The 18,253-nt window shown below is 65.9% G+C and carries 21 protein-coding genes; 11 read left to right on the top strand and 10 right to left on the bottom strand.

The genetic code is table 11. The annotated features are described in order from the left end of the window. Positions 1 to 6: 6 nt before the first annotated feature. From AC3A6Y_RS20330 to AC3A6Y_RS20350, 5 genes are read left to right on the top strand one after another with little or no spacing between them, the layout of a single operon-like run. Positions 7 to 1,440: a four-carbon acid sugar kinase family protein gene (locus AC3A6Y_RS20330; RefSeq protein ID WP_487870034.1), complete on the top strand. Its 1,434-nt coding sequence runs from the start codon at positions 7 to 9 to the stop codon at positions 1,438 to 1,440. Positions 1,441 to 1,485: 45 nt separating this feature from the next. Then, on the top strand, positions 1,486 to 2,259 hold the full coding sequence (locus AC3A6Y_RS20335; RefSeq protein WP_487870035.1) for an SDR family NAD(P)-dependent oxidoreductase: 774 nt from the start codon (positions 1,486 to 1,488) through the stop codon (positions 2,257 to 2,259). A gap of 23 nt (positions 2,260 to 2,282) precedes the next feature. Further along, the gene (locus AC3A6Y_RS20340) at positions 2,283 to 3,305 is read left to right on the top strand and encodes a TRAP transporter substrate-binding protein (RefSeq protein ID WP_487870036.1); all 1,023 of its coding nucleotides are present in this window, start codon (positions 2,283 to 2,285) and stop codon (positions 3,303 to 3,305) included. Between the two features lie 31 nt (positions 3,306 to 3,336). Next, entirely contained in the window at positions 3,337 to 3,933 is a 597-nt protein-coding gene (locus AC3A6Y_RS20345) for a TRAP transporter small permease (protein ID WP_487870037.1), read from the top strand. Continuing rightward, positions 3,930 to 5,210, top strand: coding sequence for a TRAP transporter large permease subunit (locus AC3A6Y_RS20350; protein ID WP_487870038.1), 1,281 nt, complete (start codon positions 3,930 to 3,932; stop codon positions 5,208 to 5,210). The genes AC3A6Y_RS20345 and AC3A6Y_RS20350 overlap by 4 nt, the downstream gene beginning before the upstream one ends. Here AC3A6Y_RS20350 and AC3A6Y_RS20355 read toward each other — a convergent pair. Next, positions 5,200 to 5,415, bottom strand: a complete 216-nt coding sequence (locus tag AC3A6Y_RS20355; RefSeq protein ID WP_487870039.1) for a hypothetical protein — start codon at positions 5,413 to 5,415, stop codon at positions 5,200 to 5,202. The genes AC3A6Y_RS20350 and AC3A6Y_RS20355 overlap by 11 nt on opposite strands. On the opposite strand from AC3A6Y_RS20355, the gene AC3A6Y_RS20360 reads away from it, so the two are divergent. Next, the gene (locus AC3A6Y_RS20360; protein ID WP_487870040.1) at positions 5,415 to 5,996 is read left to right on the top strand and encodes a cation transporting ATPase C-terminal domain-containing protein; all 582 of its coding nucleotides are present in this window, start codon (positions 5,415 to 5,417) and stop codon (positions 5,994 to 5,996) included. The genes AC3A6Y_RS20355 and AC3A6Y_RS20360 overlap by 1 nt on opposite strands. Positions 5,997 to 6,212: 216 nt before the next feature. On the opposite strand, the gene AC3A6Y_RS20365 is transcribed toward AC3A6Y_RS20360, so the two are convergent. After that, positions 6,213 to 6,791: a phenylacetate--CoA ligase family protein gene (locus tag AC3A6Y_RS20365; protein WP_487870041.1), complete on the bottom strand. Its 579-nt coding sequence runs from the start codon at positions 6,789 to 6,791 to the stop codon at positions 6,213 to 6,215. A gap of 213 nt (positions 6,792 to 7,004) precedes the next feature. Here AC3A6Y_RS20365 and AC3A6Y_RS20370 point away from each other — a divergent pair, with 213 nt between their 5' ends. Continuing rightward, complete coding sequence (locus AC3A6Y_RS20370) at positions 7,005 to 8,783, top strand: L,D-transpeptidase family protein (RefSeq protein ID WP_487870042.1); 1,779 nt, start codon at positions 7,005 to 7,007, stop codon at positions 8,781 to 8,783. Here the strand turns inward: AC3A6Y_RS20370 and mepK are convergent, their stop codons facing one another. The 4 genes from mepK to AC3A6Y_RS20390 form a co-directional block, all read right to left on the bottom strand. Continuing rightward, the gene (gene mepK / locus AC3A6Y_RS20375) at positions 8,784 to 9,326 is read right to left on the bottom strand and encodes a peptidoglycan L,D-endopeptidase MepK (protein WP_487870504.1); all 543 of its coding nucleotides are present in this window, start codon (positions 9,324 to 9,326) and stop codon (positions 8,784 to 8,786) included. It lies immediately after the preceding gene. Positions 9,327 to 9,570: 244 nt separating this feature from the next. Beyond that, the gene (locus tag AC3A6Y_RS20380) at positions 9,571 to 11,328 is read right to left on the bottom strand and encodes a SulP family inorganic anion transporter (RefSeq protein WP_487870043.1); all 1,758 of its coding nucleotides are present in this window, start codon (positions 11,326 to 11,328) and stop codon (positions 9,571 to 9,573) included. Continuing rightward, entirely contained in the window at positions 11,325 to 11,669 is a 345-nt protein-coding gene (locus AC3A6Y_RS20385; RefSeq protein WP_487870044.1) for a protein tyrosine phosphatase family protein, read from the bottom strand. Before AC3A6Y_RS20385 ends, AC3A6Y_RS20380 begins: the two co-directional genes overlap by 4 nt. 54 nt (positions 11,670 to 11,723) lie before the next feature. Then, positions 11,724 to 12,629, bottom strand: coding sequence for an MBL fold metallo-hydrolase (locus AC3A6Y_RS20390; protein WP_487870045.1), 906 nt, complete (start codon positions 12,627 to 12,629; stop codon positions 11,724 to 11,726). Between the two features lie 78 nt (positions 12,630 to 12,707). Here AC3A6Y_RS20390 and AC3A6Y_RS20395 point away from each other — a divergent pair, with 78 nt between their 5' ends. From AC3A6Y_RS20395 to AC3A6Y_RS20410, 4 genes are all read left to right on the top strand, one after another. Then, the gene (locus AC3A6Y_RS20395; RefSeq protein ID WP_487870046.1) at positions 12,708 to 13,028 is read left to right on the top strand and encodes a metalloregulator ArsR/SmtB family transcription factor; all 321 of its coding nucleotides are present in this window, start codon (positions 12,708 to 12,710) and stop codon (positions 13,026 to 13,028) included. Continuing rightward, the gene (locus AC3A6Y_RS20400) at positions 12,970 to 13,467 is read left to right on the top strand and encodes a YeeE/YedE family protein (protein ID WP_487870505.1); all 498 of its coding nucleotides are present in this window, start codon (positions 12,970 to 12,972) and stop codon (positions 13,465 to 13,467) included. The genes AC3A6Y_RS20395 and AC3A6Y_RS20400 overlap by 59 nt, the downstream gene beginning before the upstream one ends. A 9-nt stretch (positions 13,468 to 13,476) precedes the next feature. Further along, positions 13,477 to 13,911 (top strand): DUF6691 family protein, encoded by a 435-nt coding sequence (locus AC3A6Y_RS20405; RefSeq protein WP_487870047.1) that lies wholly within the window; start codon positions 13,477 to 13,479, stop codon positions 13,909 to 13,911. 249 nt (positions 13,912 to 14,160) lie between these two features. Further along, entirely contained in the window at positions 14,161 to 14,979 is an 819-nt protein-coding gene (locus tag AC3A6Y_RS20410; protein WP_487870048.1) for an IclR family transcriptional regulator, read from the top strand. A 28-nt stretch (positions 14,980 to 15,007) separates the two neighbouring features. On the opposite strand, the gene AC3A6Y_RS20415 is transcribed toward AC3A6Y_RS20410, so the two are convergent. The 4 genes from AC3A6Y_RS20415 to AC3A6Y_RS20430 are packed head-to-tail and all read right to left on the bottom strand — an operon-like array spanning position 15,008 to position 18,116. Then, entirely contained in the window at positions 15,008 to 16,003 is a 996-nt protein-coding gene (locus AC3A6Y_RS20415) for a Bug family tripartite tricarboxylate transporter substrate binding protein (protein WP_487870049.1), read from the bottom strand. Positions 16,004 to 16,054: 51 nt separating this feature from the next. Beyond that, entirely contained in the window at positions 16,055 to 16,225 is a 171-nt protein-coding gene (locus AC3A6Y_RS20420; protein WP_487870050.1) for a rubredoxin, read from the bottom strand. After that, a complete protein-coding gene (locus AC3A6Y_RS20425; protein ID WP_487870051.1) occupies positions 16,222 to 17,439 on the bottom strand; it encodes a cytochrome P450 in 1,218 nt (405 codons plus the stop codon). The genes AC3A6Y_RS20420 and AC3A6Y_RS20425 overlap by 4 nt, the downstream gene beginning before the upstream one ends. Beyond that, positions 17,436 to 18,116 carry a TetR/AcrR family transcriptional regulator gene (locus AC3A6Y_RS20430; protein ID WP_487870052.1) on the bottom strand — a complete coding sequence of 227 codons (681 nt, stop codon included), beginning with the start codon at positions 18,114 to 18,116 and terminating at the stop codon, positions 17,436 to 17,438. The genes AC3A6Y_RS20425 and AC3A6Y_RS20430 overlap by 4 nt, the downstream gene beginning before the upstream one ends. Between the last annotated feature and the right edge of the window lie 137 nt (positions 18,117 to 18,253).

Below are 18,253 nucleotides of genomic sequence, written 5' to 3' on the forward strand. Positions count from 1 at the left end.
AACGCGATGCCTGAGCAACGCACGACCAGGCCATTGCGCCTGGCTTTCTACGGCGACGACTTCACCGGCTCGACCGACGCCTTGGAAGTCCTGGCCTTCAGCGGACTGCGTTGCGCGCTGTTCCTGTCGGTGCCCACGCCGGCCCGAATGGAAGCCTTGGGTGGCTTCGACGCCATTGGTGTGGCCGGCAGCACCCGTGCCATGACCAACGAGGAGCTGGACGCTTACCTGCCGAACGTGTTCAACGCCATGGCCTCGCTACCGACGCCGCTGGTGCACTACAAGGTCTGCTCGACCTTCGACAGCGCACCGGCCACCGGCAGCATCGGCCACGTGATGGAGCTGGCGCGCGACGCCTTCGCGCAGCCGCTGATCCCCATCGTGGCTGCGACTCCCGCATTGGGCCGCTACTGCCTGTTCGGGCACCTCTTCGCACGCTCCGGTACCGACGGGCAGGTGTACCGGATCGATCGCCATCCGATCATGAGCGTGCACCCGGTCACGCCGATGCACGAGTCCGATCTGGCGTGCCACCTCGGCCAGCAGACGACGTTGGCCATCGGCCACCTGCCGCTGACCCGCTTCGACGCCTCTTGGGGCTCGATCGCCGAGCAGCTGACGACCCTGGCGGGTTCGTGCCGTGCTGTCGTGCTGGATGGTCTGGACGATCTGCATCTGACCCAGGCCGGCGAATGCCTGCAGCAGATGGCTTCGGCGCAGGCGTCGCCGCTGTTCGTCGTCGGCGGCTCCGGCGTGGAGTACGGGCTGACCCAGCACTGGCAACAGCAGGACGCGCAGGCCGCTGCCGCCACCCCTGCCCCGTTGAGGGCTGCGGACCACTACAGCCACTTCGAACCGGTGGATCAGGTGCTGGTGGTCTCCGGCAGTGCCTCGCGCCTGAGCGCCACGCAGATCCAGGCGGCCGTCGAGGCAGGCTTCAGGGAGGTCGCCGCCGATGTGCAGGCCCTGAGCTCCGCGTCGCAAGCCGGCGCAGCCGTGGAGCGGCTGGTGCGCCAAGTGCTCGATGCCCTGGCCACGGGCGCGAGCGTCGTGCTGCATACCGCACGCGGTCCCGACGACGCGCGCATCGATGCGCTGATCCAGTCTCTGCAGGCCCAGGGCTACAGCGCCGATGCGGCCCGGCATCACGGGGGCCGGCTGGTCAGTGACCGCTTGGGCGAGGTGGTCGATGCCATCGTACGTGCGCATCCGTTGCGCCGGCTGGTGCTCTCCGGTGGAGACACCTCCAGCCGTGTCACACAGGTTCTGGCCCCCGATGCGCTGGAGATCCGCGCCAGGCTGGCGCCCGGTGCGCCGCTGTGCCGGCTGCTGTCGAGCGCACCTCACCTGCAAGGTCTGGAGTTGGCGCTCAAGGGCGGGCAGATGGGCGCCGCCGACTACTTCGTCAAGGCGCTCAAGGGCAGCGCTCTGCCCGCCTGAGCGCTCGATGACCGGGTGATTCAACACAAACAGGAGCAAAGCAGCATGCAACAAGCAACTTCCCCGCCGCGTGTCGCCTTCGTGACCGGCGGCGCGCTGGGCATCGGCGCCAGCGTCTGCCAGAGGCTGGCCGCGGCCGGCATGACGGTCGTCGTGGCCGACCGGGACACCGCGGCGGCCGAAAGGACGGCGGCCGAGCTGCGTGCGCAAGGCTGGCAGGCCGAAGCACAAGCCATCGACGTGGGCGATGCGCAGTCCGTGGCTCGTGCCTTCGCCGAGCTGGAGCAGCGCCATGGCCGCTGCGACGTGCTCGTCAACAGCGCCGGCATCGCCAAGGTGTTCCCGTTCCTCGAGTTCCCGCTCGACAACTTCGTCGCGACGATGAACGTCAACGTCACCGGCACGCTTCTGTGCTCGCAACATGCGGCTCGGCTGATGGTGCGCCACGGGTGGGGGCGCATCGTGAACGTCGCTTCGGTGGCGGGCATGCGCGCCGTGGGCACGGGTCGCACTGCTTATGGCACCTCCAAGGGCGCCGTGATCGCCCTGACGCGTCAGATGGCGGTGGAGCTGGCCGAACACGGCGTGACGGCCAACGCCGTGGCGCCAGGCCCGGTGGACACGCCCATGACCCGTGAGCTGCACACCGAACGGTTCCGCCAGGAGTACTGCAACGCCATTCCCATGAACCGTTACGGCACGCCGGGCGAGATCGCTGCGGCGGTGATGTACCTGGTATCCGACGACGCTGCCTACACCAGCGGCGTCACGTTGCCCGTCGACGGAGGCTTCCTCGCCTCCGGCGCACGCGGCTTGTAAACGACTTGAACAAGGAGACAGTGATGAACAAAGTGAAGCTCAAGACCCTCGCGGCCAGCCTGCTGGGCACGCTGCTCGTGGCCGGCGCGACCGGCGCCCTGGCAGCGGACATCAAGGAACGCACGATCAAGTACGCGGTCATCTACGACATCAAGCACCCGCATGGCCTGGGGGCGCAGAAGTTCGCCGATCTCGTGGCCCAGCACAGCGGCAACAAGATGAAGGTCAAGGTCTACCCCAATGCCACGCTCGGCGGCGAGGTCGCGATCATCTCGTCCATCCAGGGCGGCACGGTCGAGATGTCGGCCATGGCGAGCTCGCAGCTCGTCGGCGTGATCAAGGATTTCGCCGCGCTCGACCTGCCGTTCCTGTTCAACAGTGAGATGGAAGTCGATCGCGTCGTCGACGGCCCCATCGGCAAGATGTTTCTCGACAAGCTGCCCCAGAAGGGCCTGATCGGCCTGTCGTGGTTCGAGCACGGATTCCGCAACCTGACCAACAGCCGGCGTCCCGTGACGAAGATCGAGGACATCCAGGGGTTGAAGATCCGCGTGGAGCAGAACGCCGTGTCGATCGATGCCTGGAACGCGCTTGGCGCCAACGCGGTGCCCATGCCGTTTCCCGAGCTGTACTCCGCGCTGGAGCAGAAAGCGGTCGATGGGCAGGAGAACCCGTACAGCACGGTCGACAGCTCCAAGTTTTATGAAGTGCAGAAGTACCTGAGCGTCACGAAGCACAAGTACTCACCGCTCGTCCTGATCCTGAGCAAGAAGTTCTGGGACCAGCTCTCGGGCGACGAAAAGAAAGTCATCCAGGATGCGGCCACCGAGGCTGCGGTCTACCAGCGCAAGGCCAACCGCGACCTCAACGAGCAATACCTGCAGTCACTGAAGAAGACGGGCCTGCAGATCAACGAGATCCCTGCCGCGGAGGTGGCGCGCATGCGTGCCAAGGTGCAACCCGTCGTGGACAAGTACAGCGCGCAGATCGGCGGCACGCTGGTGAAGGATCTCTACGGCGAGATCGAGAAGGCGCGCAAGCAGTAAGCCGCGCGGCTGGTCGACGGTAGAAGACAAGATGCAGAAAATCATCAACGGCTATTGCCGCTTGCTGGAGGTGTTGATCGCCCTGGCGCTGGCGGTGATGGTGGTGCTGGTGTTCGGCAACGTGGTGCTGCGCTACGCGCTCAACTCCGGCATCACCGTCAGCGAGGAGCTTTCGCGCTGGCTGTTCGTCTGGCTGACCTTCCTTGGCGCGATCGTCGCGCTCAAGGAGCACGGTCACCTGGGCAGCGACATGCTGGTCTCTCGCCTGCCCACCGGAGGCAAGAAGCTCCTGTTGGTGGCCGGCCATGTGCTGATGCTGTACATCACCTGGCTGTTGTTCTCCGGGAGCCTCGCCCAGGTGAGGATCAACTGGGAGGTCGAAGCACCCGTGACCGGCGCGTCGGTGGCCATCCTCTATTCGGCCGGCATCGTCTTTGCCGTCTCCGCCGGCCTGTTCCTGCTGTACGAGCTGTGGCTGGCGCTCAGCGGCCAGTTGAGCGACGCCGAGATGGTGATGGTCAAGGAGTCGGAAGAAGCGGCTGAGCTCGAGTCGCTGCAGGCCGAGCTTGCTCGCGAGAACGCCGGCGCTGCGGCAACTATCGACGCCCACAAGGGAGACAAGTCATGACCATTGCCATCTTCCTCGGCGCGCTGCTGGGTGCGATGGCACTGGGAATTCCGATCGCCTATGCGCTGTTGGCCTGCGGCGTCGCGCTGATGTTCCACCTGGACCTGTTCGATGCGCAGATCCTGGCGCAGAACGTGATCAACGGTGCCGACAGCTTCCCGCTGCTGGCGGTGCCGTTCTTCATGCTCGCCGGCGAGATCATGAACGTCGGCGGCCTGAGCCAGCGCATCGTCAACTTCGCCTTGGCGCTGGTTGGCCACATCAAGGGCGGCCTGGGCTACGTGGCCATTCTGGCGGCGATCCTGCTGTCGGCGCTGTCGGGCTCGGCGGTGGCCGACGCTGCCGCTCTGACCGCGCTGCTGCTGCCGATGATGGTCAAGGCCGGCCATGACAAGGCGCGCGCCGGCGGCCTGATCGCCGCCTCGGGCGTGATCGGCCCGGTGATCCCCCCGAGCATCGGCTTCGTGATCTTCGGCGTGGCCGCCAACGTGTCCATATCCAAGCTGTTCCTGGCCGGCATTTTTCCCGGCATCCTGATCGGCGCGTCGCTGTGGATCACCTGGATGATCCTCGTGCGCAAGGAGAAGATCGTGCCGCCGCCGCGCAAGAGCAGCGCCGAGATCATCAAGTCGCTGCGCGAAGCCACGTGGGCGCTGATGCTGCCTGTGATCATCCTGGTCGGCCTGCGCTTCGGCGTGTTCACGCCGACCGAGGCCGCCGTCGTTGCGGCGGTGTACGCCTTCTTCGTGGCCGCGGTGATCTACCGGGAGCTGAAGCTTTCTCAGCTGTTCGCCGTCTTCGTCACGGCGGCCAAGACCACGGCCGTCATCATGTTCCTCGTTGCCGCCGCGATGGTAAGCGCCTGGCTGATCACCGTCGCCGACCTGCCCAGCAAGATCACGACGCTGCTCGAGCCTTTAATGGGCAACCAGGCGCTGCTGCTGATCGCAATCATGGTGCTGTGCATGGTCGTCGGCACGGCGATGGACATGACCCCGACGATCCTGATCCTGACGCCGGTGCTGATGCCGGTGATCAAGGCCGCCGGCATCGACCCGGTCTACTTTGGCGTTCTATTCATCATCAACAACTCGATCGGTCTGATCACACCGCCGGTGGGTACAGTGCTCAACGTCGTCGCCGGCGTCGGCCGCATGAAGATGGACGACGTGACCAAGGGAGTGCTGCCATTCATGCTGGCCGAGTTCATCATCATGTTCCTGATGGTGCTGTTCCCGTCGCTGGTCACCGTCCCTGCCAAGTGGTTCAGCGGATGAACGTGCCCACCGTCTCGTCGCCGCAACTGCGCGCGGCGCAGAGCACGATGTCCGCGCCATCGATCGCCTCGGATGCCGACGCAGCCATCTCAGATTCGAGCTTGGCCCCGATCCGCTGCACGTTGGATCGAATGCTGGAGGCCGGAAGTTCGGTTGCGCCAGTGAAGCTGAGAGCGAGGAACTTGCGCGCGAGCTCGTACGACATTGCGCTGGCGTAGCGCGTCTGGAGCCAAACCCATTGAGGGTTGGTTCTCGCCGGCAGCGGCTCGGCCAGAGGACTGGCTGGAACTGATCATTCACCCCACAGCAATGTTGGCATTCCAGGAGCTTCCGTCTGCGGGCAGGCTCGTCACGGTGGAGCGCGGCAGACACGCCCGGTTCTTCTCCGTTTCGGCATGGAGCGCCATGCTGCTCCTGGGCGCGGTTGCCTCGAGTCTCCTGATCTGGAGCTATGCCCATGCGCTCGGGGTGGGCCAGGACGTCGAGCACGCGCGCGCCCTGGCCTTGACTGTGCTTGTCCTCATGAGCGCGGCAATGACTTCGGCGCTCACGCAGCTTCGTTCGGCCCCCGCACGCTGGGCGGCGCTCGCAACGGCCGCATCGGCAGTGATCCTGGTCCAGTGGCCAGTCGTCAGCGCCCCGCTTCACCTGCGACCGCTCCATCTGGCGGACTGGGGCTTGGCAATTGCAGCGGCCGCCCTGCTGGGCCTGGGTGCTGCCGCACTGGTTCGGAAGATGGCGAACGTTCGACTCCCGCTGTCTGAACACCGACCGCGGCGCCGGTAGTTTTAACGGCTTTCTTCACGTTCCAAAACTTCCTGGACGCGTGCGACGCCGCGCGTGGAATCGGAGGGCGGCGTGGAGGCTTGGCAGGTGGTCAGATGACGATCCGGCCGCGCTGGCACACGAAGTCCCGCAATGCCGTTGACGCGCTTCACTGCACTACCACTCAGCGCGGGACCCTCATGACTGCGAAGCATTCGACTGAAGGCGTGCTGCGCCTCACGCCTCCAAGCGGCAGGGTACCGCCAGCCGTCTTCTGAAAATCGAGTTCAGGCTTGCCGCTTCGAAGGCAGCTATTTCTGCGCATTCCACCCGCAGCAGCAACTCGCAAGGCCCTTGCTGCACCAGCTGGAAATCGAACTGGCCCGCATCGTCCTCGAGGACCGTGCTCAAGGCCAACGGCAGCACGCTGACGAACCGCCCCTGGGGGCGACCCAGCCTCAGCGTGTCGTCGCAGCGGCCCTGCACATCAATCACGGGCAGGTGGGAGCCGCAAGAGCAGACCCCGGCATGCCGCCTCGCCCGGTCGCCAAGGTCGTAGCGTATCAGCGGCTGCACATGGTTCGCCAGGTTGGCCAGCAACGTGGTGACGCCCGCCTCGCCGGACGGCACCTCGCGACCCTGGTCGTCTACCGACTCGAGAATGACCCAATCGCTGTTCAGGTGCAGGTGGCCGTGGACACATTCGGACGCGAGCGACAGGAATTCCGAAGCGCCGTAGCTATTGGTTACGGGGCACCTGAGTAGCCGACGGTACAGCGGCGAACGTCGTGCCGCGGACGCGAGCAGATCGGTCAAGCGCCGCGCGCGCCGGGCGGCGAGCGCAGCAACGCCAGCGTGCGAGGATTGCCTGAGAGCGTGGCAGCATGGGCTCTCGCGGGCTTGATCTCCGTCAAGAGATCGACCGGTATCGCCGATGCGAGGCGGGTCGCGCCTTGATCGATCGCAAGTCCCAAAACCACCACCAGGAGCACGATGCAGCATGCCCACAGTACGGCAGGAGCATGCGCGATGAATCACAACCTTGGATGCGGCGATCGGGTGCTTCGTATCGGCGCGGGCACCGCGCTCATCGGGGCAATCCCGCCGTTCCAAAAGGCCGTGCCAGCCTCCAGGTCATCGAGACCTCTTTGCATCCGATCGGTGGTGCTGCAGCTCGTGGGCCACAAGATTGTTTCGTGGGCACGGGAGATTGAACGCAAGCCGTTCAAGCCGCTGCACGCAACCGGATCCGAACTGGCCCGAGCGGCGGCGGCGCTGAGCTTAATGTTGCTGCTATTCCTTTCAACCGCAGCCGGCGCAGTCGAATCCGTCTGGCTGGACTCCACTGGGCGGCCGAATGCAAGTGCGCGCGATGCCCTGCAGATACTGGCAGATGCCCCGGCCGATGGCTTGGTCGCACAGGACTATCAAGCCCGTGAGCTCGCCCTTCAGGCCGCGGAACTCGCCCGCGCGCCAGAGGCGGCAGCGGGATCCGCACCGGCCTTCGAACGCGCGCTGGGCACTGCGATGCTGCGCTTTCTCAACGATTTGCACCGGGGACGCGTGGATCCGCGTTCGCTCGGCTTTCGCATCGGACAGCACGAGCGCAAGACGGCGGGTGTTGCAGCCTTGCTGCACGCTGCGGCAGATGAGGGACGCCTGTCGCAGGCGGTGGCTGCCCTGCGCCCACGGCTGGGCCAGTACGGAAGGCTGCGCGAGGCGCTGGGACACTATCGCACGCTGGCCGCGGACCCTTCGCCGGGCTTGCTGCCGCCCGTCGCACCAGCCAAGGCGCTGAAGGCAGGTGACATCTATGCCGGCACCGCCGCGCTGCATCGGCGGCTCGTCGCCCTGGGCGACCTGCGTGCCGAGGCGCAGCCTCCGGGCCAGCGCTACGACGCCTCGCTGGCCGATGGGGTCAGGCGCTTCCAGGAACGCCATGGCCTGGAGGCCGACGGCGCACTCGGAAGCGCGACCCTGGCTGCCCTGAATGTGCCGCTCAGCCAACGGGTCCTCCAGCTCGAATTGGCGCTGGAGCGCCTGCGCTGGCTGCCTGAGTTGGGCGGCGAGCCCTTCATCGGCATCAACATCGCGATGTTCCGTCTTTGGGCCTGGGATCCGGCAGCACCCGCAGACTCCCTGGTTGACATGAACGTTGTGGTCGGCCGCGCGCTGAACACCAGGACGCCGGTGCTTGCGGAGAAGATGCGCTACATCATCTTCCGGCCGTACTGGAACGTGCCGTCCTCCATCGTGCGCAACGAGATCTTGCCAGCCATCGCGCGCGACCCAGGCTATCTTCAACGCCACGGCATGGAGATCGTGCGTGGCGCCGGCGACAACGTCCAGTCGGCGGAGACGAGCAGCCCCCAGAACCTGGCACTCCTGCGCCAGGGGGTGTTGCGGCTGCGCCAGCGCCCGGGCCCGAAGAACTCTCTGGGACGCGTCAAGTTCATCTTCCCGAACGACCACAACATATACCTGCATGACACGCCGGCCACGCAATTGTTCGGCCGCGCGCGACGCGATTTCAGCCACGGCTGCGTGCGCGTCGAGAAGCCGGTGGCGCTCGCGCGCTGGGTGCTGAGAGATCAGCCCGAGTGGACCCCGGAGCGCATCGATGCGGCCATGGCGGGATCTTCATCGCAGCGCGTGGATCTCACGCGGCCGCTGCCGGTGATCATGTTCTACATGACGGCCATGGTGACGCCCTCGGATCATGCGTTGCGCTTCGCGCAAGACATCTACGGCCACGATGCCCGGCTGGTAAGGGCGCTCGCAAGCCGATACGAGGACGGACGCCGTTAGCTACCAGGCGCGCACGCGACCGCAGTCTACGTGTACGAAGTTCGAGGCCGGGTAATAGCCCACGCCGCCGGCGCGCATGCCCAGCGCAGCTTTGCGCAGCGCCGGCAGCGCCACGTCGGCAAGGCGGATGTCGATCGCCTGACCGCGCATGTGCAGGCTGCCGGTGGCCACGCCGCTGCTGCGTTCGACCAGCGTCGCGTTCGTGGCCGGCGAACGGTAGCCCGAAATGATCTGTACGGCGCGTTGGCTCCCGGTGAGCGTGACCAGCGCATGCAGCAGATCCAGCAGCTCAGGGGCGATCTCGCCGACATCACCCGTGCGGAAATCGCGCAGCACATGGTTGATCGCGGCGAGCGCGCCAGGGTCGTAGCGCTGCCCATGAAAATATTCGACGGTGAGCTTCTCGCCCGTATGCAGGTTGTCGAAACGCAGGGCGCGCGGCGCTGCGACGCCGGTCTTCGCCTCGAGCGATCCCACGGCGAACGCAGACGCCCCCAGGGCGCAGATGAAACGGCGTCGGGATAGGCTGTTCACAAGTTCCATCGACAAGCTGAGGTCATGCAGGAAGCCGGCGAAGTCCGGCTACCAAGCAGACATTATGGGTTCGATCGGTGCTGCGAAACACCCAGGCGTCGCGGCGGCTCCACCGTGCAGAGCTCGGCACACCACTTGATCCCGATCAACTGCGAAGCACGCGTCGATGCCTAGCATCGCGACTGCTTTCCTTCATGGCAGCCGAGCACGCAGGTATAGGTGCTGGAGACGGGTTCGAAAAGCTGTCGAAAGATCATGCGTTGCTCCGAGCAGGGATGGGGACAGGGAGAGGTCCGGCTGGTGAGGAGGCTGCCGGCGCGAGCAGGCAAGTCGCTTCATGCAAGCTGAGGAACGGCTCGTGGGCAAGGTGGTCTGGAAGGCCGGTCCCCTTCAGCCTGTCCATGACTGGCCCCCGCACCTCCGCAAGGTGCATCTCGATGCCGCGCTCTCGCAGGTCGACGTGCAGGCGTTGGAGCGTCTCGACGGCGGTGAGATCGATGTGGCTCGCGGAGGACAGGTCCAGCACCAGGTGGTGGACATCGCCTCGTCGACCGATCTCTTCCTCGATCCGCTGGAGCACCGCCGGAATGTTGGCGAAGAAGAGGCTCTCGTCCACGCGCAGGAGCAGCAGTCCAGGGTAGGTCCTGACGGAGAAGCGGCGCTCGTTGCGAAAGTGCTCGCTGTCGCCGACGCGGCCCACCACCGCCATGTGCGGCCGGCTGGCACGCCAGAGGAACGTGCCGATCGACATTGCCACACCCAGGCCGACGCCCGCTTCCACACCAAGGCCCAGCACGCCGAGGGCGGTCACCAGCCAGGCGACGGCATCCGCCCGGTCGTAATGCCAGGCATGGCGGAAGGTGGCGATGTCGACGAGACCGACGACCGCGACGATGATGGTGGCGGCGAGCACCGCAAGCGGCAGCCGTTCAAACACGCCGGTGAGCCCGAGGAGGACGACGGCCATCAGAGCGGCCGCGGTCACGCCGGCAATCGGAGTGCGAGCGCCTGCTGCGAAGTTCACGACACTGCGCGCAAAGCCACCGGTGACGGGGAACCCGCCGGAGAAAGCGCTCGCCAGGTTCGCCGCGCCCAGGCCCCGCAGTTCCGCGTCGGGGTCGATTCGCTCGCCCCGCTTGATCGCGAGCGATTGCGCGACTGACACACTCTCGACGAAGCCGATCAGCGCGATCATCACCGCAGGGACGGCGAGGGCCTGCACTTGGGCGAACGTCGGCATGGTCACGGCGAGGCTTGGCAGGCCTGGGGGGATCTCGCCCACCACCGCAACCCCGGCGCGCGTGTCCAGCGCGAAGACCGCCACGGCCGTGATCGCCAGCAGCACCACCGCCATCGGCGCCAGCTTCGCGACAACCTCAGCGCTCTTCGCTCCCAGTCCCGTGCGACGCAACCCTTGGGCGAGAAAGCGCCGGGATGCCCACAGCGCCAGCACGCACGAGACGCCCAGAATGGTGGTGGGCAGGTGCAGTTGCCCCGCACGCGACAACAGCGAAAGCAGCAGCTCGAATGCCGTTTGTCCGCTGGCAGGAACACCCAGCAGGGGTTTTAGCTGGCCGATGGCGATCAGCACGGCGGAACCCGTCACGAATCCGGAGACGACCGGGTGACTCAGGAGGTTCGCCACAAATCCCATCCGAAACAGTCCAAGCAGCAACAGCACCACACCGCCGATGAGCGCCAACAGCATCGATAGCAGCACGTATTCGGCACTGCCCGCCGCGGCAAGAGGAGCCACCGCGGCTGCTGTCATCAACGAGGCAACCGCCACCGGACCCACCGACAGCGTCATGCTGGACCCGAGCAACGCATAGGCGACCAGCGGCAAGATGCTCGCGTACATCCCCACGTGCGGCGGCAGCCCTGCAAGCATCGCGTAGGCAAGGCTTTGCGGCACCAGGAGGATGGTGACGACAATGCCGGCCACGGCGTCCTGGACCGCCTTGCTGCGATCGTACGCAGCGACCCAGGAGGGCGACCACCCTGCTTTCATGCCGCGCCCTTGCCGCGGTACAGCGCAGTGGACCGGCGACCCTTGCGGCAGAACGCCAGGACCGGGTGGGGGAGCGCATCGACGGTGCTTGCCATGCTGAGGGCCTGACCCCAAGCGTGGCCTGCGGAAGGAGCCGGCATGTGACGGCAATCCGGGCCCGCGGCCCGCGCCGCCGCCTCCAGTTGCGTGCTGGTGGGCTGGTTGGCGCCGCCTTCGAAGTCAGGACGGTTGTCGATGACGCTTCGGAATCCGGCTGCTGCGAGTGTGCGCATGTACTCAGGCCGCAGCTGGGACGCCACCCACAGAGCATCGACGATTCGAACAATTGAAAAGGTAGTCATGTTGTCCATCCGAAGCTTGGCGGCGCAAGCGCGACCTGTAGGCGCGCCGGCGCCTCAGTCCTTCGCTTTGGCTGCGTTCCCGGCCCCACCCGTGGGCAGCGCGTTGATCGGGATCCGCAGGTAGGCGATGCCGTTGTCGTCTGCCGGGGGCATCTGGCCAGCGCGAACGTTCACCTGAATCGACGGCAGGATCAGCGTCGGAACTTCAAGCGTGGCATCACGGGCTTTGCGCATGGCCACGAAGCCTTCCTCGGTGATGCCGTCGCGCACATGGATGTTCTTCGCACGCTGCTCGGCGACGGTCGTGTCCCACTCCGCGTCCCGCCCCTCGGGCGGGTAGTCGTGACAGACGTGCATCCGCGTTTGGGGCGGCAGCGCCAGCAGGCGACGGATGGATCGGTACAGCGTGGCCGCATCGCCACCCGGGAAGTCGGCGCGCGCGGTGCCAACGTCCGGCATGAACAGGGTGTCGCCCACGAACACGTCGTCATCGATCAGGTAGGCCATGTCGGCCGGCGTGTGGCCCGGCACGAGCATGGCCTTGGCCTCCACCTCCCCGATGCGAAAGGTCTCGCCGTCCTTGAACAGGTGGTCGAACTGGCTGCCGTCGGGCAGGAAGGTGCGCTCCAGGTTGAAGAGCTTCTTGAAGGTGGCTTGCACCGCCCGGATGTTCTCGCCTATTGCGACGCGGCCGCCGACGCGCTCCTGCAGGTAGCGCGCCGCCGAAAGGTGGTCGGCATGGGCATGCGTCTCCAGGATCCACTCGGTCTTCAGCTCCTTTTCCCTGAGGTAGGCGACGACCTTGTCCGCCGCCTTGGTGTCGGTGTGGCCCGACTTGAAGTCGTAGTCGAGCACTGGGTCGATCACCGCGGCATGGCGAGTGGCGTTGTCCGAGACCACGTAGGAAACCGTCCAGGTCGACGGATCGAAGAAAGCCTGGGTGGTGGTGCGTGCCGTCATTGCGACTCTCCTTCAATATGTTGAATAATATTCTATGACGTGATATATTAATGTCAAGTGATCAAACGATGAGGACGCATGAAGACACGTGATTTCGTGATTGACCCCGAGCGGCTGAGACAGGCAGCAGATGAGGCCGTCGGCGCGCTGAAGCTGCTGGCCAACCCGGAGCGGCTGTTGCTGCTGTGCCAGTTGTCGCAAGGTGAATTCAGCGTCGGCGAGCTCGAGGAGCAACTCGGCATCCACCAGCCCACCTTGTCGCAGCAGCTTGGCGTGCTGCGAAATCAGCAAGTGGTGGCCACGCGCCGCGACGGCAAGAACATCTACTACAGCGTCGCGGATCCGGCGGTGCTGGAAATCCTGGTGGTCCTGTACCGCCTGTACTGTCCCAAGGAGTAACGCCATGACGATCGACTGGAATTCCTTCACCCCATGGGCATCGCTTGCGGGAGGCCTCATCATCGGGATCGCGGCAGCGATGTTCGTGCTGCTGAATGGCCGCATTGCCGGCATCAGCGGTGTGCTCGGCGGATTGCTGAGACCTGTGCGGGGCGACATCTCCTGGCGCGCTGCATTCATCCTTGGCCTGATCGGTGCGCCGCTTCTGTATGCAATCTTCACCGAGCTGCCGCGGCCGCAGATCGACGCGGGCTACGCAGGCCTCATCGCGGCCGGGCTCCTGGTCGGGGTCGGCACCCGCTTCGGCTCCGGCTGCACCAGCGGGCACGGCGTCTGCGGCATCTCGCGCCTTTCACCGCGCTCGCTCGTCGCCACCGCCGCCTTCATGCTGGCCGGATTCATCACTGTTTACATCGCTCGCCATCTGATTGGCGTTTGAGGAGTCTCCATGGCAACATTTTTTGCACTGCTCGCCGGCGCCGTCTTCGGCGTCGGCCTGATCGTCTCCGGCATGGCCGATCCGGCCAAGGTGCTGGGTTTCCTTGACCTTGGCGGTGCGTGGGATCCCTCACTCGCCTTCGTGATGGGAGGTGCCATCCTGGTAGGCGCTTTCGCCTTCACTTTCGCGCGAAAGCGCACGTTGTCGCTGCTCGGACTGGAGATGCGCATGCCGACGGCCACTCGGCTCGACCGCCGGCTGGTGGGGGGAAGCCTGCTCTTCGGGGTCGGCTGGGGCATTGCCGGCTTCTGCCCCGGTCCCGCGCTCGTGGCGCTCGGCATGGGCGAGCAGAAGGCACTGATCTTCGTCGCGGCCATGCTGGTTGGAATGGGTCTGTACGAGGTGTTTGATCGGCGTTTCGCGGCACGCACGGCCAACGCATGACGCGCTGCCCCCGAGTTGTGCCGGGCCATGAACATCCTGCGCAATGTCCAGGCCGCCGCACTGCAGGAACATCCGTGCATGCGGCTTCATCCTGCGGAGAGGTGAACCCGACCGACCCATCATGCTTCATGATCTTCGAGCGCATCAAGACACCCGGAATCGCCCACGAGTCGCAAGCAGCCATGCGGACTGACGAATCCACGAAGATAAAATGCCGCTTCAGCAGCCCTCCAAGGGCGAAGGATTCGAATGACGAGAAAAGCGAGCTCGGCGCCGCTGGCCGCGGAAGGTCCTGAACGCGATAACACCGGCCCGCGTTCCCTGACGCGCCTGCTGGGATTGTTCGACGTGTTGTCGCTGACGCAAGACGGGATGTCGCTCGCCGAGTTGAGCGCAACCCTGGCATCGCCGAAAAGCAGCCTGCTTAATCTGCTGCGGCCCCTGGTGGCCGAAGGCTACCTGATCCACGCCGACGGCAGCTACCGCATCGGCCCCTCGATCATCCGTCTCTCGGCCAGCGTGATGTCCGCCTGGAACTTCCCGAAGATGATCCGGCCCTTCATGGAAGAACTCGTCGAGCGCACCGGCGAGACCGTGCTGCTCGGCGTGCTCAACAAGGAGGCCGAGGCCGTGGCCTTTGTCGAGCTCGTCAACAGCCCTCATCCGGTTCGCCTTCAGGTCCCGGTCGGTACGGTTCGGCCGCTCTATGCGAGCCCGACCGGCTGGCTGCTGCTCGCCTATGCCGACAAGGGCTTCAGGGACCCGTACATGGCCTCGGTGCAGTTCAAGCTCAAGATGCCGGCCGGGATCGCGAGGGCCTCGATCACGCGCGAGATGGCCAAGATCCGGACCGAAGGCGTGTGCAGTGCCATCGATACTCCGATCGCCGGGGTCGGGTCCGTCATTGCGCCCGTATTCGACGGCAATGGCGAGTGCATCGCATCGCTCACCGTCGCCGGCCCCGCAGATCGATTCCGCAAGGACATGGACTTGCTCAGGACGACAGTCAAGGAAGTGGCTGCACGGGCTTCGGGCATCGTCGGTGCTGCCCAGCCAGATCGCAGGTAACCAGGTAGGTCTCGCCCGCAGGCCGTCTTCATTCCTTCAGGACGATCCGGCCCTCCTGGATGAGGCGCCCCATCTTCTCGTACTCGGCGGCCAGGAATGCGGCATAGGCCTTCGACGTGCCCCCGACACGCTCCACCGCCATCGCGAGCATCTTTTCGCGGACTCGGGCGTCGGCCAGCACCTCGTTGGTTGCCCGGTTCAGCGTGTCGATGACCGGCGCGGGCGTGCCCGCCGGCACGTTGAGCCCGACGAAGGTGTACGCCTCGTAGTCCGGGTAGCCCTGCTCGGCCACGGTCGGCACATCCGCCAGCAAGGGCGAGCGGCCCTTGCCGGTCACGGCGATCGGCTTGATCTTGCCGGCGCGGATCAGCGGCTCGGCCACCCCGATCGAGCCGAAGGCCAGGTCGACGTGACCCGCCATGAGGTCGTTGAACGCCGGGTTCTCGCCCTTGTAGGGCACATGATTGAGGCGAATGCCCGCCAGCTTCTGCAAGTGCTCGCCCGCCAGGTGCTGCGGACCGCCCAGCCCGGTGGTTGCGTAGCCGAGGGCGCCCGGCTTGCTCCGCGCCAGTTGCACCAGCTCGGGCAGCGAATCGGCCGCGAGCGTGGTGCGCGCCACCAGCACGTTGGGCACGTTGTGAACGTGGACCACGGGCAGCAGGTGCTTGCGCGGATCGAAGGACTGCTTCGTCAGGTGCGGCAGTATCACCTGCGGGCCCGTGGTGCAGAAGCAGATGGTGTAGCCGTCGGGCGCCGACTTCACGACCTGGTCGGTCCCGATCGAGCCGGCCGCTCCCGCCTTGTTCTCGATGATCACGGCCTGGCCCAGCACCCTGCCGAGTTCCTGTCCCACCAGCCGGCCGAGCACGTCCGTCGCGCCGCCCGCAGGAAAGGGCACCACCAGGTGGATCGGCCTGGCCCGAGGGTAATCCTGTGCCCGCGCTGCCGCGGAGAACCCGAGCGTCGCAGCGACCACGAACAGGGCGCGCAGGGCGCGCGGCAGCGTTTCGCAGAACATGGCCATCACCGATCTCCCGGATTGTGTGTGGGGTCCCGCGCGTGGTCACGGAACGCTTCATGCCTCCATCAGCGCGAAGTCGCTCTTCGTCGCGCCGCATTCCGGGCAGCACCAGTCCTCCGGCACATCGGCCCAGGCGGTGCCGGGCGCGATGCCTTGGTCCGGGTCGCCCAGGGCCTCGTCGTAGAAGTGCGCGCAGAAGAAGCACTGCCATACTTGGGTGTTCATGGCGCACGCACCTCCCACGCCAGCGGCAGCTCGAACAGCGTGGCGTTGACGCCGGCACGCACGCCGCATTCCTTGCCGGGCTCGATCTGGAAGTCGGGAATGCGCTTGAGCCATTCCTCGAGAAAGATCTTGATCTCGGTGCGCGCCAGCAGCGAGCCCGGGCAACGGTGCGCGCCATTGCCGAAGGTCGAATGGATTGGCGTGCGGCGCTGGAAGTTCACCGCCATCGGATCGTCGAACTGGCGATCGTCCACGCCATGCAACGTCGTGGGCATCACGACCATCTCGCCGGCCTTCATCTCCACGCCCTTGTAGTTCATGTCCTCGCGCACCATGCGGCCCTGGTTGACGACCGGAAAGCGGCGCAGCAATTCCTCCACCGCCGCCGGGATGCGATCAGGATGCTCGATCAGCTCCTGTCGGTGCGCCGGGCTCATGGCCAGGAAGCGCGCCGCGAAACCCATCGCCGAAGCCACCGTGTCCAGGCCGCCGATCAGCACCAGGGCCACCATCGGGATCACCTCCTCGTCGGTGATCGGACGTCCGTCCACCTGCGCCTTGGTCAGTTGACTGATCGCGTCGGGCCCGGGGTTCGCGCGCCGCTCCTTCACCTTCTGCGCGGCATAGCCGAAGATGTTCATGTAGCTCTGCTCACGCTCGGCTTCGCTGCTGGGGCGCACCTGCTGGTCAGCCCAGGCCAGCAGCTTCTCGCGGTCGTCGACCGGCAGGTCGACCATGCGCATGAAGATGCCGATCGGCAGGTGCTGCGCGAATTCGCTGACGAACTCGCAACGGCCGCGCGGACGGAAGCCCTCGATCAGCTCGATCGCCTGCTCCCGCGCCCGCCCTGCCAGGGCCGAGACCGCCTTCGGCGACAGCAGCGGCGACAGCAGCGAGCGGTACTTCGTGTGCTCCGGCGGATCGAGAAAGATCGGCGGCATCCGGTGCGTGTTGCGCTCGGCAGGCACCACCAGCTTCTGCGAGGTGAAGCGCTCCGCGTCCTTGAAGATCTCGTAGATGTCCTCCCCACGCGTCGCCACCCAGTGTCCGCCGTTCTTCGGCGTCCAGAAGATGTCGGGGATGCCCGGATCGTGAAGGCGCTTCAGCGCGGCGTGATAGTCGCCGCCCGTGACCTCGACGTTGTAGAGGTCGAAGGTGTGCACCCGTTCAGCGGGCACATGCGGCGGGATTCGGTCGGCAACGGAATGACTCATGTGATGGACCTCTTGAGCGAAGTGCGGCCTGGCCGGCCTGCTGGGCCGGTTGGGCGGGCTGCGCGCGCCGGTCCGGCGACCGCCAGCAGCCCGCGCAGGTAGAGCAGGAACATGTCGCCGGCGTAGGCGGGATTGCCGCGCTGCGTGCCGTGAGCGCTCTGCAGCGCCAGCGAGGTACCGAAAGACAGGGCGGCCGCGGCGAGCGCTTCGGGCGCGGCCGGCAGCGCCTTGCCTGCCTTCTCGAACAGGGCCGCGAAAACGAGCGCGACGTGCCGGTGATGGGCCGCGATGAAGGCCTGGTAGTGGGCTGCGAATTTCGGATTGCGCTCGGCATGGAGCGTCAGTTCGACCCAGAGCAGGCCGCCGCTCCCGTCCTGGCGGGACCGCTGGAAGCGCGCCAGGAAGCCCTGCAGCACCGCTTGCGCATCCGCCGCCTCCGCAACCACCTTGCTCCACTCGCTCGCCTGGCGTTCGAGCCACTCGCTCATCAGCTCGAGCAGCATGTCCTCCTTGGTGCTGTAGTTTGCATAGAAGGCGCCGCGGCTCAGGCCCGCGGCCTGGCTGATGCCGTCCACCGAAGCGGCCCGCACGCCCTGGCCAGCGAACGCTTGGGTGGCGGAACTGCGCAGTCGGGTCTTGGTGATCTCGCGCTTCTCTTCACGGCTCATCGCTTCCATGAGGGTCTCCTTCACATACAGCTGTGCATTCTAATTATTGATCGTCGTTCTGATATTAGTACACACCCTAGCCCGTCGTTTCCATCCGAAATGCTTCTTGACGGCCTCTTGCGGATCGTTCACAATATCGCACTGTG

It is taken from the genome of Variovorax sp. Soil_C_17, from assembly GCF_057657265.1.

Excerpts from the sequence above, each read along its gene's own strand:
- AC3A6Y_RS20330 (WP_487870034.1), top strand. The coding sequence starts at position 7 with ATGCCTGAGCAACGCACGACCAGGCCATTGCGCCTGGCTTTCTACGGC.
- AC3A6Y_RS20335 (WP_487870035.1), top strand. The coding sequence starts at position 1,486 with ATGCAACAAGCAACTTCCCCGCCGCGTGTCGCCTTCGTGACCGGCGGC.
- AC3A6Y_RS20340 (WP_487870036.1), top strand. The coding sequence starts at position 2,283 with ATGAACAAAGTGAAGCTCAAGACCCTCGCGGCCAGCCTGCTGGGCACG.
- AC3A6Y_RS20345 (WP_487870037.1), top strand. The coding sequence starts at position 3,337 with ATGCAGAAAATCATCAACGGCTATTGCCGCTTGCTGGAGGTGTTGATC.
- AC3A6Y_RS20350 (WP_487870038.1), top strand. The coding sequence starts at position 3,930 with ATGACCATTGCCATCTTCCTCGGCGCGCTGCTGGGTGCGATGGCACTG.
- AC3A6Y_RS20355 (WP_487870039.1), bottom strand. The coding sequence starts at position 5,415 with ATGTCGTACGAGCTCGCGCGCAAGTTCCTCGCTCTCAGCTTCACTGGC.
- AC3A6Y_RS20370 (WP_487870042.1), top strand. The coding sequence starts at position 7,005 with ATGAATCACAACCTTGGATGCGGCGATCGGGTGCTTCGTATCGGCGCG.
- mepK (WP_487870504.1), bottom strand. The coding sequence starts at position 9,326 with ATGGAACTTGTGAACAGCCTATCCCGACGCCGTTTCATCTGCGCCCTG.
- AC3A6Y_RS20380 (WP_487870043.1), bottom strand. The coding sequence starts at position 11,328 with ATGAAAGCAGGGTGGTCGCCCTCCTGGGTCGCTGCGTACGATCGCAGC.
- AC3A6Y_RS20385 (WP_487870044.1), bottom strand. The coding sequence starts at position 11,669 with ATGACTACCTTTTCAATTGTTCGAATCGTCGATGCTCTGTGGGTGGCG.
- AC3A6Y_RS20390 (WP_487870045.1), bottom strand. The coding sequence starts at position 12,629 with ATGACGGCACGCACCACCACCCAGGCTTTCTTCGATCCGTCGACCTGG.
- AC3A6Y_RS20395 (WP_487870046.1), top strand. The coding sequence starts at position 12,708 with ATGAAGACACGTGATTTCGTGATTGACCCCGAGCGGCTGAGACAGGCA.
- AC3A6Y_RS20405 (WP_487870047.1), top strand. The coding sequence starts at position 13,477 with ATGGCAACATTTTTTGCACTGCTCGCCGGCGCCGTCTTCGGCGTCGGC.
- AC3A6Y_RS20410 (WP_487870048.1), top strand. The coding sequence starts at position 14,161 with ATGACGAGAAAAGCGAGCTCGGCGCCGCTGGCCGCGGAAGGTCCTGAA.
- AC3A6Y_RS20415 (WP_487870049.1), bottom strand. The coding sequence starts at position 16,003 with ATGGCCATGTTCTGCGAAACGCTGCCGCGCGCCCTGCGCGCCCTGTTC.
- AC3A6Y_RS20420 (WP_487870050.1), bottom strand. The coding sequence starts at position 16,225 with ATGAACACCCAAGTATGGCAGTGCTTCTTCTGCGCGCACTTCTACGAC.
- AC3A6Y_RS20425 (WP_487870051.1), bottom strand. The coding sequence starts at position 17,439 with ATGAGTCATTCCGTTGCCGACCGAATCCCGCCGCATGTGCCCGCTGAA.
- AC3A6Y_RS20430 (WP_487870052.1), bottom strand. The coding sequence starts at position 18,116 with ATGGAAGCGATGAGCCGTGAAGAGAAGCGCGAGATCACCAAGACCCGA.